Consider the following 15,280-nt stretch of genomic DNA (forward strand, 5'->3'; position numbering starts at 1 on the left):
AGCCTGCCGCCCGCGTCATCCAGCGCGGAGGGAAAATCATGGAACTGAAACCAGGCGATGTTGTCATGCTGAAGTCCGGCGGCCATCCGGTCACGGTCGTCGAAATCGACGAGGACAAGGTCGAGTGCCTGTGGATGGGTACGGACGGCGACCTGTTTCGCGAAACCTTGCCGCTTGTCGCACTCGAATCGACCGAGCTCGATCCGGAGGACGATGAAGAGGAAGACGACGAAGACGAGGACGACGCGGAAGAAGAGGACGACGAGGACGAAGACGACGACGGCGACCGCAAGAAGAAGCGCAAGGCGGCGTGAGATCCATTGGCGCGATGCTGACTGGCAGATGCCGGCAGCATCGCCTCCATGCGACGTTCGACCGATCGTCGTTCAGCCAATCGTCATCGTGCCGCCGCTGACCACGGCGGCATCGAGACGTCGGCAAGAAAACTCAGAGAAAACTCAGAGGAAATTCAAAGCCGATGGTCGCGGGTGAAACGGGCCGCGGTCTGGTCGGCGATATCAGACAGTATCTTCGGCTCCAGCGGAAAGTCCGCGGCCAACCAGGCATCCTCCGCCAGGGTCAGGACATGTCCGAGTGCCGGTCCCTCGGCAATGCCGCGCGCGATGAAATCCGACGCCCGCAACGGAAAGTGCGGCGCGCGCCAGCGCTCCGGCAGCGTGGCGAGCGCGCGCCATTGATCGACATCCTGGCCCGCGCCGGTGCGCGCCCAGGCCAATAGCACCCGGTCGCGATACGGCTCCTCGTCGAGCCGGTACAGCCTGCGCCTGGCATGCGCCTCGTCCATGCCGGGCAAGCGCCACCAGCGATGGCCCATCGAATCGAGCGCCTTGGCCTCGGCGTTGGAGAGCCGCAGCCGGCTGGCGATACGCCGCGCGTCCTCGGTCACGGCGACCGTCAGCGCGGCGAGCCTTCGCATCGCGCTCGGCGCGAGCTTCATCAGCCGCTCGATCTCGATCATCGCCGCGAACGGTCCAGTATAGGCGATGCCGCCGAACAGCGGCTGCAGCAAACCACCGTCACCCATCGCGACCATTGCACTTGCGGCGCCGTTCGCGACCACGAGCTTGAGCATCTCCATGCGGATCCGCTCGGCCGACAGGCCGCTCAAACCGGCGCGCCCGCCGATGCAGGCGAGATAGCCGGCGCGATCGACCTCGCCCGCGCCGTAGGCGGCGTGGAAACGGAAGAAGCGCAGGATGCGCAGATAGTCCTCGGCAATCCGCTGCGCGGGATCGCCGATGAAGCGCACGCGCCTCGCCTCGATGTCGGCGAGGCCGCCGACGTGATCGTGCACGACGCCCGAAGCGTCGACCGACAGGCCGTTGATGGTGAAGTCGCGCCGCTCGGCGTCACGCACCCAGTCGCGACCGAACGCCACCCTGGCCTTGCGGCCATAGGTCTCGGTATCCTCGCGCAGCGTCGTCACCTCGAAGGGCTGGCTGTCGACGACCAAGGTCACCGTGCCGTGCTCGATGCCGGCCGGCACGCTCTTGATGCCCGCCCGCTTGGCGCGGCGGATCACCTCCTCCGGTAGCGCCGTGGTGGCGATGTCGATGTCGGCGAGTGGAATCTGCATCAAGGCGTTGCGCACGGCCCCGCCGATCACCCGCGCTTCCTCGCCGTCGGCATTGAGCAGGTCGAGCACGCGCGCCGCGGGCCCGGAAGCGAGCCATGGCGCGTCGGACAACAGGCGCATCTCGCTCATTTCTCAACTCCCGGCACCAGCTTGCCGTTCTCGATATGGGCTGGAACGTAGATCGAATTCGGCGGCGCGCCAGTCAATTCGGCCAGCAGCACGAAGCTCACGATGACCATCACCAGCGCCACCAGCGTCAGCTTTGCGATCATGTCGAGCGGCCATGACGCCGGCAGCGTCACGCCGGACCGCGTCGCGATGAGGAAGATGGCATAGACCGCGAAGGGGACCAGAAAGATTCCGATCTCGGTCAATACCGTGCGGATCATGACAGATAGATCCGCTCATACAGCACGCGCAGGATGCCCGCGGTCGCGCCCCAGATGTAGCGCTCGGCGAACGGCATCGCGTAATAGGACCGGTCCATGCCGCGGAATTCCTTGGTGTGGATCTGATGATTCTCGGGATTCATCAGGAAGGCGAGCGGCACCTCGAACGCATCGACCACCTCCGCCTCGTTGATCGCAAGCGTGAATCCCGGCTTCACCTTGGCGACCGTCGGCAGGATGCGGAAGCCGAACGCGGTGCCATAAAGGTCGAGATAGCCGACCGGGTCGATGAATTCCCGCTTCAGTCCGACTTCCTCGCAGGCCTCGCGCAGCGCGGCATCGAGCGGCGAGGCGTCGGTGGCGTCGATCTTGCCGCCGGGAAACGAGATCTGGCCGGCATGGCTCGACAGATTGGGCGAGCGCTGCGTCAACAGCACGGTCGGCTCGGGGTGATCGACCACCGGGATCAGCACCGCGGCCGGCCGCACCGGCTGCTCCTGCGCCACGATCTCGAGCATGCGGTCGTTGCCGGAATCTCCGGTGCGCGGAATGATATGCGGATCGACCAGGCCCGGCGGCACATCGAAAGTGAGCCGCGTGCGGGCCCGCGCGAAGAATTCCGTCGAGCTGATCGTCGCCGGCTCCACCTTCAGCAACGGCTCGTTCAAAGTGCGTCCCTCACCTGACTGGCATCGGCCATCGCGAAGAACTCGCCGCCGGACTCGATGCCGAACATCTCCTGACCATCGACCATCCGCTGCTCGCCCATGTCAACCAGATCGTAATAGAGCGCGCGGGTGACCTTGGCCCACAAATCGGCGCGGACGTGCAGATAGGGCGTCAATCCGCCGTCCTCGGCCGCCTCGAATCTGAGGCCGTGGCCTTTCTCGCAATCGACCCAATCGTCGACATTGGTGCGGAACCTGAGCAGGCGGCCGCGCGCGTCTTCCCCGGCCTGCATTTCCACGGCAAGGAACGGCGCGTCATCGACGCGGATGCCGACCTTCTCCACCGGTGTCACGAGAAAGTGCTTGCCGTCCTCGCGCTTCAGGATCGTGGAGAACAACCGCACCAGCGCGGGGCGGCCGATCGGCGTTCCCATGTAGAACCAGGTGCCGTCAGGCGCGATTCGCATGTCGAGATCGCCGCAGAATGGCGGATTCCACAGGTGAACCGGCGGCAGACCCTTGCGTCCGGCCGAACCCGATGTCGCAGCTTGATTGGCGGCCGTGGTGAGCCCTTCGAGACCCTTGCTCCCGAGGCCCGTGGTTTCCCTGCCGGAATCGCTCTGCCCTTGCTTCGCCATTGTTTGCCTTAAAGTTTCCTACCTTCAATCTGGCACGTTTGGTGCACATATCCTGAGATGTGGTCGGGATGTCATTCTCGCCACATCGTGATGCCGTTCATACCCTGAAACACCGATAAGGTGGGGATAGTTTAATTCAACGAATACATGGCCTTCGCTCAGGTTTAGCATGAGGGCCGAGATGACGACAGATGATGACGACGCGCCGATGTGCGCGCATCGTCAAGAAGGAGCGGATCGAATGGCTGGTGCAGACAGCGTCGAGAAACTGGAGGACGTGATCGTCCGTTCGGCCGAGCAGGTCGCGGGCCAGATCAAGGCCGCCAAGGAAGCGGTCTCCACCGTGATCTTCGGCCAGGAGCAGGTGATCGAAAACACCCTGGTGACGATTCTGTCGGGCGGCCACGCGCTGTTGATCGGCGTGCCCGGCCTCGCCAAGACCAAGCTGGTCGAGACCCTCGGCGTCACGCTCGGCCTCGATGCCAAGCGCATTCAGTTCACCCCCGACCTGATGCCGTCGGACATTCTCGGCGCCGAAGTGCTCGACGAGAGCTCGGCCGGCAAGCGTTCGTTCCGCTTCATCGCAGGTCCCGTGTTCGCGCAACTGCTGATGGCCGACGAGATCAACCGCGCCAGCCCGCGCACCCAGTCGGCGCTGCTGCAAGCCATGCAGGAGCAGCACATCACCATTGCCGGCGCGCGGCATGATTTGCCAAAACCGTTCCACGTGCTCGCGACACAGAACCCGCTGGAGCAGGAAGGCACCTATCCGCTGCCCGAGGCGCAGCTCGACCGCTTCCTGATGGAAATCGACGTCGACTATCCCGATCGCGACGCCGAGCGGCGCATCCTGTTCGAAACCACCGGCGCCGAAGAGGCCGCGGCCAAGCCGTCGATGGACGCCGAGACGTTGCTCACCGCGCAACGCCTGGTGCGGCGGCTGCCGGTCGGTGATTCCGTGGTCGAGGCGATCCTGACGCTGGTCCGCGCCGCGCGTCCCGGCACCGAGGGCGGCGAGGCCGGCAAGCTGATCGCATGGGGCCCGGGTCCGCGCGCCAGCCAGGCCTTGATGCTCGCGGTGCGCGCCCGTGCATTGCTCGACGGGAGACTCGCGCCGTCGATCGACGACGTGCTCGATCTCGCCGAGCCCGTGCTCAAGCACCGCATGGCGCTGACGTTCTCGGCGCGCGCCGAGGGTCGCACCATTCCCGACGTGATCAAGCAACTGAAGACCCGGATCGGTTGATGGCCGCAGACAACAGGCACCACAACGAGGAGATCCTTGCGGTTCGACGTGCCGATGGCGAAAGCCGAACGCTCGCCGCATCGCTGCCGCGTCTGGTGCTTGAGGCCCGCCGTGTCGCTGCCAACGTCATCCATGGCCTGCACGGCCGCCGCCGCGCCGGCTCGGGCGAGAATTTCTGGCAATACCGCCGCTTCGTCTCCGGCGAGCCGTCGCAGCGCGTCGACTGGCGCCGCTCGGCACGCGACGACCATCTCTATGTCCGCGAGCAGGAGTGGGAAGCCGCGCACACGGTGTGGATCTGGCCCGACCGCTCGCCGTCGATGGCCTTTGCCTCGCGCGAGGCGCGCGACAGCAAGCTGGAGCGCGGACTGATCGTAGCCTTCGCGCTCGCCGAGTTGCTCGTTGCGGGCGGAGAACGCGTCGGCATTCCCGGCCTGCTGAATCCGACGGCAAGCCTCAACGTGATCGACAAGATGGCGGAAGCGATGTTGCACGACGAGAAGACGCGCGCGAGCCTGCCGCCGTCCTTCGTGCCGTCGTCGCTGGCCGAAGTCGTCGTGTTGTCGGATTTCTGGTCGCCAATCACAGAGATCACGACGATGCTGGCCGGGCTTTCCTCCTCCGGCGCGCACGGCACCATGATCCAGGTCGTCGATCCCGCCGAAGAGACCTTCCCCTATTCCGGGCGCGTCGAATTCGTCGAACCGGAGATCGGCAGCGTCATCACCGCGGGCCGCGCCGAGAGCTGGGCGAGCGATTATGTCGCCCGGGTCGCGCTGCATCGCGACCAGATCCGCGGCGAGACCAATCGGCTCGACTGGCTGTTCTCGACCCATACCACCAGCCGCTCCGCTGCCGAGCTGCTGTTGTTCCTGCATGCCGGCATGATGGTGAGCAAGGGCGGCGGCCGCTCAATAGTCAAGGCGGGACGCAGCGCATGATCGCAGGCCTCCCCCTCTCCTTTGCCGAACCGCTGCTGCTGCTGGGGCTGGTCAGCCTGCCGGTGCTGTGGTGGCTGTTGCGCGTGATGCCGCCGCGGCCGCGCCGGATCGAATTCCCGCCGACGCGGCTATTGTTCGACATCGCGCCGAGGGAGGAGACACCGTCGCGCACGCCATGGTGGCTGACGCTGCTGCGGCTCGCCGCCGCCGCGCTCGTCATCTTCGCAGCCGCCGGCCCGATCTGGAATCCACAGACCGGCGTTGCCGCCGGCAAATTGCCGCTGGTGATCCTGCTCGACGACGGCTGGAGCGCGGCCTCGAGCTGGGATGCGCGGATCAGGGCCGCGGACGAACTGATCGCCAACGCCGACAGCGACCGCCGCGGCGTCGCGCTGGTGCCGCTGTCCGAGCCCGCGCGCGACATCACACTGATGCCGGCCGGCGCCGCGCGCGTCGCGCTGCGCCAGCTCGCGCCGAAGCCCTACTCGGTCGATCGGGTTGAAACTCTCGGCGCGCTTGGACGTTTCCTCAAGTCGACCGGCGACTGCGACATCGCCTGGCTGTCCGACGGCGTCGACACCGGACGCGGCAGCGAATTCACCGAGGGGCTCGGCAAGGTGATCGAGAGCCGCAATCTGACGATCTATGCGGGCGGTGCGCAGTCGGCGCAGGCGCTGGTCGCGGCCGAGAACGCCGCCGCCAAGATGACGGTGAAGGTGCTGCGCACCGAGAGCGGCATCGCGGCGGGAACGGTACGCGCGGTCGACGCCAAGGGATCGCCGATCGGCGAGGCGCGCTACACATTCGGACCGCAGGATCGCGAGACCGAAGCCGCCTTCGATCTTCCGGTCGAATTGCGCAACGACATCGCACGGCTCGAAATCTCCGGCGAGCATTCGGCCGGCGCCGTGCAGCTGCTCGACCGGCGCTGGCGCCGCCGCGCCATCGGCGTGGTCTCGGGTGCGAGCAACGACACCGCGCAGCCGCTGTTGGCGTCGACCTTCTATCTCTCCCGGGCGTTGTCGCCATTCGCCGATGTCAGGCTCGGCGATCGCGGCGCGCCGCAGCAGGTGATCGGGCAATTCCTCGACCAGCGGCTGCCGATGATCGTGATGGCCGACGTCGGCACGCTATCGCCAGAGATTCGCGACCGGCTCAATGCCTGGATCGAGCAAGGCGGCGTGCTGGTGCGCTTCGCAGGTCCGCGCCTCGCCCAGGCCGATGACGACCTCGTTCCCGTCAAGCTCCGCCGCGGCGGACGCACGCTCGGCGGCAGCCTGACCTGGGAGAAGCCGCAGCACATGGCCTCGTTCGCCGCCGATGGCCCGTTCTCGGGCCTCACCGTGCCGAAGGACATCACCGTCAACCGCCAGGTGCTGGCCGAGCCCGACGCCGTGCTCTCGACCAAGAGCTGGGCCTCGCTGGAGGACGGCACGCCGCTGGTCACCGGCGAGCGTCGCGGCAAGGGCGTTGTCAGCCTGTTCCATGTCGGCGCTGACATGCGCTGGTCGGATCTGCCGATGTCCGGCACCTTCGTCGAGATGCTGCGCCGGCTGATCGACATGTCCGGCTATACCTCGAAGCCCGGCCCGGGCGTCGCCAGCGATCCCAATGCCGAGACGGTTGCGCCGCTGCGCACGCTCGACGGCTTCGGCGTCTTCGGCCCGCCGCCCTCGAGCGCCAAGCCGATGTCGGCGGACTATCGCGATCGCGGCACGGCCGACCATCCGCCCGGCTTCTACGGCACTGCCGAGAGCCCGATCGCGGTCAACACGCTCGCCTCCGCCGATCGCATCGCGCCGCTCGACACCTCGGCCCTGCGCGCGACGCGTGCGAGCTACACCAACGCCGAGCCGCGCGATTTGCGCGGCATCATGCTGTCGACGGCGCTGGCGCTGTTCCTGCTCGATGCGATCGTGGTGGCCATGCTCGGCGGCGGCCTTGCCGCGCTGATCCGGCGGCGCGCGGCACCGGCCGTGCTCGCGTTGGCCTTCATCCTTGCGACCACGATGGTGCCCTCGCCGAGCCGCGCGCAGAACGCCAGCAGCGACGACTTCGCCATCAAGGCGGTGTCGCAGACGCGGCTGGCCTACGTCGTGACCGGCAATGCCGACGTCGATTCCATCGTCAAGGCGGGGATGTCCGGACTGACGCTGTTCCTCGGACAGCGCACCGCGCTGGAAGCCGGCGATCCCGTCGGCATCGATCCCGCGCGCGACGAGCTGACGTTCTTCCCCCTGATCTACTGGCCGATCGTGCCGGGCGCGCCGAAGCCGCCGCAGGACGCCATCAACAAGATCGACGCCTACATGAAGCAGGGCGGCACGGTCATCTTCGATACCCGTGACGCCGTCGAAGCGCCGCCGGGGGACAGCGGCTCATCGCAAACGCCCGGCATGCAGACGCTGCGCGAATTGCTGTCGACCCTCGACGTGCCCGAGCTCGAGCCGGTGCCGCGCGAGCACGTGTTGACCAAGACGTTCTATCTGCTGCGCGATTTCCCCGGCCGCTTCAACTCCGGTCAGACCTGGGTCGAGGCGCTGCCGCGCGAGGACGACGACGAGGCTGCGCAGCGCCCGGCGCGCGGCGGCGACGGCGTCTCGCCGATCATCATCACGTCGAACGACCTCGCCGGCGCCTGGGCGATCCGCCCCGACGGCCAGCCGATGCTGCCGCTGACGCCGGGCGAGCCGCGCCAGCGCGAATTTGCCTTCCGCGCCGGCGTCAACATCGTGATGTACACGCTGACCGGCAACTACAAGGCCGACCAGGTGCACGCGCCTGCCTTGATCGAGCGGCTGGGACAATAGAGATGCAAGTGCTTCAGCTGCCAACACCGTCATTCCGGGATGGTCCGAAGGACCAGACCCGGAATCTCGAGATTCCGGGTTCGATGCTTTCGCATCGCCCCGGAATGACGGAGTGACGTCATGAACTACGGCATCGCGTTCACACCGCTGGTTCCTTCGCTCGTGCTGTGGCTCGCGCTCGGCGCGATCGTCGTCATTGCCGTGCTGCTCCTGGTGTCGCGCGCGCGTGGCGCCGCGGTGCGGGTCGCGGCGCTGGCGCTGATCCTGCTGGCACTGGCCAATCCCTCCTTCACCCGCGAGGACCGCGAGCCGCTGTCCTCGGTCGCTGCCGTCGTGGTCGACAAGAGCCCGAGCCAGAATTTCGGCACGCGCAACCAGGAGACCGACAAGGCGCGGCAGGCGCTGGTCGACAGCCTGAAGCAGATCAAGGGCCTCGAGGTCCGCATCGTCGAGGCCGGTCAGGCCGATGGCGAGACCGATGGCACAAAACTGTTCGGCGCGCTGACGTCGGCGCTGTCGGACGTTCCGGTCGAGCGCGTCGCGGGCGCCTTCATGATCACCGATGGCCGCGTGCATGACATTCCCGCCAACGCCCAGGCGCTCGGCTTCCAGGCGCCGGTGCACGCGCTGATCACCGGCCGCAAGGACGAGCGCGACCGCCGCATCGCGATCACCGCCGCGCCGCGCTTCGGCATCGTCGGCCAGACCCAGACCATCACCTTCCGGCTCGACGACCAGGGCGTCACCGGCGAGCGCGCCAAGGTCACGATCCGCCGCGACGGCGAAGTGATCAACGAGCGCACGCTGACCAGCGGCCAGACCTCGAGCGTCGACATCGACATCAAGCACGCCGGGCCCAACATCGTCGAGATCGAGGCCTCGCCGCTCGAGAACGAGCTGACGCCGGTCAACAACCGCGCCGTAGTCGCGATCGACGGCGTGCGCGACAAGCTGCGCGTGCTGCTGGTTTCCGGCGAGCCGCATTCCGGTGAACGCACCTGGCGCAACCTCCTGAAGTCCGACCCCAGCGTCGATCTCGTGCACTTCACCATTCTGCGTCCGCCGGAGAAGCAGGACGGCACGCCGATCAACGAGCTGTCGCTGATCGCGTTTCCGACCCGCGAGCTGTTCCAGCAGAAGATCAACGAATTCCAGCTGATCATCTTCGACCGCTACGCCCGCCAGGGCGTGCTGCCGATCGCCTATTTCGACAACATCGCGCGCTATGTCCGCGCCGGCGGCGCGGTGCTGGTGTCCGCCGGCCCCGACTACGCCTCGACCACCAGCATCTGGCGCACGCCGCTGGACTCCGTGCTGCCGGCCGAACCGGTCGGCGTGACCGAGAAGCCGTTCTACGCGCATCTGAGCGATGCCGGTAAGCGCCATCCGGTGACGCGCGGGCTGGAAGGCTCGAATGCCGAGCCGCCGCATTGGAGCCGGTTCTTCCGCACCGTCGATACCCGCAACGCGATCAATCCGCCGGTCATGACCGGAGCCGACGGCAAGCCGCTGCTGCTGCTGTCGCGCTTCGGCGAAGGCCGCGTCGCGCTGCTGCTCTCGGACCACATCTGGCTGTGGGCGCGCGGCTACGAGGGCGGCGGCCCGCATCTCGATTTGTTGCGGCGGGTGTCGCACTGGCTGATGAAGCAGCCCGACCTCGACGAAGAGGCGCTGCGCATGCAGGTGCAGGGTAAGGATCTCATGGTGGTGCGCCAGACCATGGCCGACACCGTATCGCCGGTCACCGTGACGTCGCCGAGCGGCACCACGCATGAACTGACGCTCACCGCCGGCGATCCCGGCGAGTGGCGCGCGACGCTGCCCGCCAACGAGCTCGGCCTGTGGCAGGCCACCGACGGCACGCTGAAGGCGCTGATCAATGTCGGGCCGACCAACCCGAAGGAATTCTCGGAGGTCACCTCGACCACCGACATGCTGAAGCCGCTGGCGCAGGCAACCGGCGGCGACGCCCGGCGCATCGTCGACGGTTCGAGCGTCGACATGCCGCGCGTCGTGCCGGTACGCTCCTCCTCGATCTTCCGCGGCGACGGCTGGCTCGGCGTCAAGATGCGCGACGCCAGCGTCGTGAAGGGTGTCGGCGTGCTGCCGATGTTCGCCGGCCTGGTTGGCCTGCTGCTGTTGCTCGGCGCATTCGCGGCAACATGGCTGCGCGAGGGACGCTGAGTCCGGCCGGGCTCACGTCTGCGTTGCATCAAGCACACACAGGCAATGCATCGACACGGATTGTCTGAACGCCGGTTGACATCGCGGATGCCATCCGATGTTATAATGTAACATCGGGGCGCTGGGGTGTTGACGCGCTCCCGATTGGGCGGGCGTTATCGGCATGCAGTGGTTCCGGCGACACATCAAGACTGGCTCGCGGCTGGCGCTGTTCGCGCTCGCCGTCCAGTTCATGCTGTCGTTCGGGCATTTCCATCCGATCGCGGCCGCGCAAGCGGCGCCCGCAGTTCAGACCGGGCTATCGCTGATCGATCTCGCCTATATCGGGACCTCGGCGACGCCGGACCTCGCGGTCCAGGTGACCGGGACCGAGCCGCCCGCCAAGCACGACAACGACCGGCATCCGGCCGACAATTGCGCAATCTGCGCCGTCATCTCGCTCGCGAGCAGCATGCTGTTCACGGCGCCGCCGGTGCTGTTGCTGCCGGAAGCCGTCGAGCTTCTGTTCCGAACCACCAATGCCGAATTCCTCCATCTGAAGTCGGCGCCTGCGGCCTTTCATTCCCGCGCCCCTCCCCTGTCCTGACATCAACTGGTTGCTGCACGCCCTGAGCGGACGGCCGCGTCACATGCGGCCTGCTCCAGCGGGGCAAATCGGGATCGATCCGTCATTTCGACGGGCCCTGGATCGGGACTTGGATCGGGACAATGACACTTCAGAAGAAACGAGCATTCCACATCGGGAGCGCGAGCTGGCTATTGCTGGGCGCAATGAGTAGCGGCGCGCTGGCCCAGGAGACGCCGACGCAACTGCCTGACATCACCGTGACGGCGCCGAGCCCGATCCAGCGGCACCGGACTGCGCCGACGCGCACGCCGACCCGTGCTGCTCGGGCTGCGCCGAGCCGCAGCCGCGAACGCGTCGCCGCGGTACAACCGGCGCCCGCAGCGGCGGCGCCAGCACCGCAGCAGGGCGTGCTGCCCGTCGTCACCGATCAGTTCGCCACCGTCACCGTGATCCCGAACGAGGAACTGCGGCGCTCCGGCGCCGCCACGCTCGGCGATCTGCTGTTCTCGAAGCCCGGCATCACCGGCTCGAGCTTCGCCCCCGGCGCATCCAGCCGGCCGATTATCCGCGGCCTCGACGTCAACCGCGTCGGCATTGTCGAGAATGGTCTCGGCGGTGGCGGCGCCTCGGATCTTGGCGAAGACCATTTCGTGCCGATCGATCCGCTCTCGACCAATCAGATCGAGGTGGTGCGCGGCCCGGCCGCGCTGCGTTACGGCTCGACCTCGATCGGCGGCGTAGTGAGCGCCACCAACAACCGCATCCCCGATGCGATGCCGACCTGCACGGCGGCGCCGTTCCAATCCTACGGGCTGCCGGTGAAGGCGCCGCTGGCCGATGCCGGCGGCCCGGGTTGCCTCAATGTCGAGACCCGCACGTCGGCGAGCTCGGTCAATCGCGGCGTCGACGGCGGCATGCTGCTGGACGCCGGCGGCAACAATGTCGCCGTGCATGCCGACGTCTATGGCCGCACCACCAGCGACTACAGCATTCCGAGCTACCCTTATCTGTTCGTCCCGGGCCAGCCGTTCAATGGACGCCAGCCGAACTCCGCGACGCAGTCGGACGGCGCGTCAGTCGGCGCCTCCTATTTCTTCCAGGGCGGCTTTATCGGCGCGGCGATCACCCAGAACGACTCGCTCTACCACATCCCCGGTATCGACGGCGCCGATCACCAGACCCGGATCGACGCGCACCAGACCAAGATCGCGGTCAAGGGCGAGTACCGGCCCGATGCCGCGGCGATCGACGCCGTGCGGTTCTGGGTCGGCGCGACCGACTATCGCCACAACGAGATTGGCCTTGCCGATCCGGCCGATCCATTGAGCGACGGCGTGAGACAGACCTTCACCAGCAAGGAGCAGGAGGCGCGCGTCGAGGTGCAGATGATGCCGTTCAACGCGCGCTTCGCCACCGTGACCACGGCATTCGGCCTGCAGGGTGGGCACCAGGAGCTGACCGCCCCGAGTCCGGACGATCCGACCAGCCCGCTCAACGGATTATGGGACCCCAACAAGAACAACAGGGTCGCCGGTTACGTGTTCAACGAGCTGAAGTTCACCGACACCACCAAAGCACAGATTGCCGGGCGGATCGAACACGTCGATCTTTCCGGCACAACGCCGGCCTTCATTCCCCCCGTGTTCGACGTGGCCACCGACCCCGCAAGCATCGGTCCAGCGACACCGCAAAATCCCAGTTTCACACCCAAGAGCGGCAGCATCGGCTTGATCCAGAATCTGCCGTGGGATCTGGTAGCAAGCGCGACCGCCCAATACGTCGAACGCGCGCCGAAACCGGCCGAGCTCTTCTCGCGCGGCCCACACGATGCGACCGCCACGTTCGACATCGGCAATCCCAATCTCGGCATCGAAACCGCAAAATCGATCGAGATCGGACTACGGCGGGCGACCGGACCGCTGCGGTTCGAACTCACCGGCTACTACACCAGGTTCGACGGCTTCATATTCCGCCGGCTGACGGGCAACACGTGTGACGAGAGCGCGTGCCAGCTCGGCCCCGGCCTCGAACTGAACCAGGCGCGCTACTCGCAGCGCGACGCGATCTTCCGCGGCGCCGAGTTCCAGAGCCAGCTCGACATCGGCCCGCTCAACGGCGGCATCTGGGGCATCGAGAACCAGTTCGACGTGGTGCGCGCGACCTTCACCGACGGCACCAACGTGCCGCGGATTCCACCGGTGCGGCTTGGCGGCGGCTTCTATTGGCGCGACAGCAACTGGCTGACCCGCATCAATCTGGTGCACGCCTTCGCGCAGAACGACATCGCTGTCATCGGCGAGACCCCGACCGCGGGCTACAATCTCCTCAACGCGGAGATCACCTACAACACCAAGCTCACTTCGTCATGGATCGGCGCACGCGAGATGACGCTTGGTCTGGTCGGCAACAACCTGCTCAACCAGAACATCCGCAACTCCGTTTCTTATACCAAGGACGAGGTGCTGATGCCGGGCCTCGGCATACGGGCGTTCGCCAATCTGAAGTTCTGAGCCAAGGTCATCCCTCTGCTGCCAGCGGCAGAGGGATTTATCGCGTAGCCCGGATGGAGCGCAGCGCAATCCGGGAGACTGCTCCCGCGGTGAGACTGATCCCGGATTTCGCTTCGCTTCATCCGGGCTACGAGCGTCTCTGAGGGGAGCCGCGTAACCTGCTCGGTCTGGACGATCAGTGGCCGACGACGACTTCGCTGATCTGGATCACCGGCTGCAGATCGGTGTAGTTCGGGATATCGCCCATGATCTCCTGGGCGTGCTTGCCCATGCCGGCCGCGAAGGCCTCAACCGAGTCGCAGAAGATGTGGCACATTCCGACATAGGTTGCGGGTTGCCCCGGTGCGCCGCCGGCGAGACCCTTGTCGACGGTGTAGTATTTGCACGCGTCGCCAAGGCGCGCCTTCACCAGCGGCATGTGCTTGTCGCGATAATAGTCGTGATCAAAGCGTGCGCCTGGATTGTTCGGATACATCACACTGACTTTGATCATGGCGCGCACTCTCCCTGTTGATATGACATGCGCCGGTCTTGTCCCGGCGCTTGCCTCAACTGTGCTTCAGTTTCCGATGGTGCGCAACCGTTCCGGCACCGCTCGCGCGGATGTCAGATCGCCTTGCTCCAGTCCGGCAGGATTGGCCCGGACACGCCCTCGGCCGCGCCGTCGACCAGTTCCATGACAAGCAGGCGACTGTAATCGACCGGGCCGGGCATGGTCATCCGCCCCTTCGGGACCGGCTTGAAGCCGACCCGCGCGTAGTACGGCTCGTCGCCGACCAGCACGATCAGCCGATGGCCCTTGGCGCGGGCGTCGTTGATCGCACGCTCGAGCAGCGCACGGCCGACGCCGCGGCTGCGGAACGGCGGCTCGACCGTCAACGGCCCAAGCATCAGGGCCGGCGTATCGCCGATCGTGACCGGCAGCTGGCGCACCGAGCCGACCAGCAGCGTGCCGATCCGCGCCGTGAAGGAGACATCGAGCAAATGATCGACATGCTCGCGCAGCCGGTAGGCACTGAGCACGAAGCGGCCAGGCCCGAAGGTGCGCTCGTGCAGACGCTCGATCGCCTGGGCGTCTTTCGGGGTCTCGGGCAGGATGGTCAGGGACAATTCGGTCATTGTGGGGCGCGGGATAGCATCTGGCGCGGGCGCGGTCCATCACCGCCATGTCGCCGTCGGCGGCTTGCCCTCGAGCACCTCCGCGATCCGCAGCCGCGTGCCCGGGGTGGTCTCGTCAGGCAGATCAGCCGGATCGAAGAAGCCGCAGGCCACGATCTCGCGATTCGGCTCCGGCAGGCGGTCCTGCCGGTAGTTCCTGACGACGTAGACCGCGACATGATCGCGCGGCGAGACGTGGCTGTTGTGGAAGATGCCGTGCAGCACCGGCTCGCCCTTGAGCTCGATCCGCCCCTCCTCCTCCAATTCGCGCCGCAGCGACTCGATAAAACTTTCGCCGACCTCGACCCCGCCGCCAGGCAGATACCAGCCATGGACGTAGCTGTGCTTGACCAGGAACACCCTGTTGTCGGCATCGAGCACGACGGCACGGACCCCGAGCGTCATGCTGCGGACGAGCCGCCAGTAGAAATGAAACACCCATCTGATCTGCGGCTCGTAGCGCTTGCGTAAATCGAGCAGGACCGTCACTGAACCCTCGACATCATGGTGTTTGATCCGTGCTTTGATCCTTGCGCGCCTGCGCAGCTCTTGCCAATACAGGGCAGGACGT

At 66.5% G+C, this 15,280-nt stretch carries 14 protein-coding genes; 7 read left to right on the forward strand and 7 right to left on the reverse strand.

Annotated elements, in window-relative coordinates; all coding sequences use genetic code 11:
• The first annotated feature begins 65 nt into the window (after window positions 1–65).
• Window positions 66–314: a DUF2158 domain-containing protein gene (locus ACVMB1_RS25215; RefSeq protein ID WP_244558905.1), complete on the forward strand. Its 249-nt coding sequence runs from the start codon at window positions 66–68 to the stop codon at window positions 312–314.
• Between the two features lie 155 nt (window positions 315–469).
• On the opposite strand, the gene ACVMB1_RS25220 is transcribed toward ACVMB1_RS25215, so the two are convergent.
• The 4 genes from ACVMB1_RS25220 to ACVMB1_RS25235 are packed head-to-tail and all read right to left on the reverse strand — an operon-like array spanning window position 470 to window position 3,292.
• Window positions 470–1,726 (reverse strand): CCA tRNA nucleotidyltransferase, encoded by a 1,257-nt coding sequence (locus ACVMB1_RS25220; protein WP_456814838.1) that lies wholly within the window; start codon window positions 1,724–1,726, stop codon window positions 470–472.
• Window positions 1,723–1,986 (reverse strand): DUF6111 family protein, encoded by a 264-nt coding sequence (locus ACVMB1_RS25225; RefSeq protein ID WP_057016980.1) that lies wholly within the window; start codon window positions 1,984–1,986, stop codon window positions 1,723–1,725. The genes ACVMB1_RS25220 and ACVMB1_RS25225 overlap by 4 nt, the downstream gene beginning before the upstream one ends.
• Window positions 1,983–2,618: a CoA pyrophosphatase gene (locus ACVMB1_RS25230; RefSeq protein WP_371852161.1), complete on the reverse strand. Its 636-nt coding sequence runs from the start codon at window positions 2,616–2,618 to the stop codon at window positions 1,983–1,985. The genes ACVMB1_RS25225 and ACVMB1_RS25230 overlap by 4 nt, the downstream gene beginning before the upstream one ends.
• Before the next feature lie 32 nt (window positions 2,619–2,650).
• Window positions 2,651–3,292, reverse strand: a complete 642-nt coding sequence (locus ACVMB1_RS25235; protein ID WP_057016979.1) for a DUF1285 domain-containing protein — start codon at window positions 3,290–3,292, stop codon at window positions 2,651–2,653.
• Window positions 3,293–3,533: 241 nt separating this feature from the next.
• Between ACVMB1_RS25235 and ACVMB1_RS25240 the strand changes: the two genes are divergently transcribed.
• From ACVMB1_RS25240 to ACVMB1_RS25265, 6 genes are all read left to right on the forward strand, one after another.
• On the forward strand, window positions 3,534–4,538 hold the full coding sequence (locus tag ACVMB1_RS25240) for an AAA family ATPase (protein WP_038386028.1): 1,005 nt from the start codon (window positions 3,534–3,536) through the stop codon (window positions 4,536–4,538).
• Window positions 4,538–5,479 (forward strand): DUF58 domain-containing protein, encoded by a 942-nt coding sequence (locus tag ACVMB1_RS25245; RefSeq protein ID WP_076830268.1) that lies wholly within the window; start codon window positions 4,538–4,540, stop codon window positions 5,477–5,479. Before ACVMB1_RS25240 ends, ACVMB1_RS25245 begins: the two co-directional genes overlap by 1 nt.
• A complete protein-coding gene (locus ACVMB1_RS25250) occupies window positions 5,479–8,289 on the forward strand; it encodes a DUF4159 domain-containing protein (protein WP_076830466.1) in 2,811 nt (936 codons plus the stop codon). The genes ACVMB1_RS25245 and ACVMB1_RS25250 overlap by 1 nt, the downstream gene beginning before the upstream one ends.
• A 120-nt stretch (window positions 8,290–8,409) precedes the next feature.
• Window positions 8,410–10,473, forward strand: coding sequence for a hypothetical protein (locus ACVMB1_RS25255; protein WP_141340524.1), 2,064 nt, complete (start codon window positions 8,410–8,412; stop codon window positions 10,471–10,473).
• A 163-nt stretch (window positions 10,474–10,636) separates the two neighbouring features.
• The gene (locus ACVMB1_RS25260) at window positions 10,637–11,059 is read left to right on the forward strand and encodes a DUF2946 family protein (protein ID WP_057016976.1); all 423 of its coding nucleotides are present in this window, start codon (window positions 10,637–10,639) and stop codon (window positions 11,057–11,059) included.
• A gap of 122 nt (window positions 11,060–11,181) precedes the next feature.
• On the forward strand, window positions 11,182–13,551 hold the full coding sequence (locus ACVMB1_RS25265; RefSeq protein ID WP_141340523.1) for a TonB-dependent receptor: 2,370 nt from the start codon (window positions 11,182–11,184) through the stop codon (window positions 13,549–13,551).
• Between the two features lie 175 nt (window positions 13,552–13,726).
• On the opposite strand, the gene ACVMB1_RS25270 is transcribed toward ACVMB1_RS25265, so the two are convergent.
• From ACVMB1_RS25270 to ACVMB1_RS25280, 3 genes are all read right to left on the reverse strand, one after another.
• The gene (locus ACVMB1_RS25270) at window positions 13,727–14,044 is read right to left on the reverse strand and encodes an EthD family reductase (protein ID WP_016839733.1); all 318 of its coding nucleotides are present in this window, start codon (window positions 14,042–14,044) and stop codon (window positions 13,727–13,729) included.
• Window positions 14,045–14,157: 113 nt separating this feature from the next.
• Window positions 14,158–14,670, reverse strand: coding sequence for a GNAT family N-acetyltransferase (locus tag ACVMB1_RS25275; protein WP_057016974.1), 513 nt, complete (start codon window positions 14,668–14,670; stop codon window positions 14,158–14,160).
• Window positions 14,671–14,709: 39 nt separating this feature from the next.
• On the reverse strand, window positions 14,710–15,198 hold the full coding sequence (locus ACVMB1_RS25280; protein ID WP_016839736.1) for an NUDIX domain-containing protein: 489 nt from the start codon (window positions 15,196–15,198) through the stop codon (window positions 14,710–14,712).
• Window positions 15,199–15,280 lie beyond the last annotated feature (82 nt).

This window comes from Bradyrhizobium sp. USDA 4504, assembly GCF_054063995.1.

Bases quoted from the DNA above. Each gene is read 5' to 3' on its own strand.
- ACVMB1_RS25215 (WP_244558905.1), top strand. From the start codon at position 66: ATGCTGAAGTCCGGCGGCCATCCGGTCACGGTCGTCGAAATCGACGAG.
- ACVMB1_RS25220 (WP_456814838.1), bottom strand. From the start codon at position 1,726: ATGAGCGAGATGCGCCTGTTGTCCGACGCGCCATGGCTCGCTTCCGGG.
- ACVMB1_RS25225 (WP_057016980.1), bottom strand. From the start codon at position 1,986: ATGATCCGCACGGTATTGACCGAGATCGGAATCTTTCTGGTCCCCTTC.
- ACVMB1_RS25235 (WP_057016979.1), bottom strand. From the start codon at position 3,292: ATGGCGAAGCAAGGGCAGAGCGATTCCGGCAGGGAAACCACGGGCCTC.
- ACVMB1_RS25240 (WP_038386028.1), top strand. From the start codon at position 3,534: ATGGCTGGTGCAGACAGCGTCGAGAAACTGGAGGACGTGATCGTCCGT.
- ACVMB1_RS25245 (WP_076830268.1), top strand. From the start codon at position 4,538: ATGGCCGCAGACAACAGGCACCACAACGAGGAGATCCTTGCGGTTCGA.
- ACVMB1_RS25255 (WP_141340524.1), top strand. From the start codon at position 8,410: ATGAACTACGGCATCGCGTTCACACCGCTGGTTCCTTCGCTCGTGCTG.
- ACVMB1_RS25260 (WP_057016976.1), top strand. From the start codon at position 10,637: ATGCAGTGGTTCCGGCGACACATCAAGACTGGCTCGCGGCTGGCGCTG.
- ACVMB1_RS25265 (WP_141340523.1), top strand. From the start codon at position 11,182: ATGACACTTCAGAAGAAACGAGCATTCCACATCGGGAGCGCGAGCTGG.
- ACVMB1_RS25270 (WP_016839733.1), bottom strand. From the start codon at position 14,044: ATGATCAAAGTCAGTGTGATGTATCCGAACAATCCAGGCGCACGCTTT.
- ACVMB1_RS25275 (WP_057016974.1), bottom strand. From the start codon at position 14,670: ATGACCGAATTGTCCCTGACCATCCTGCCCGAGACCCCGAAAGACGCC.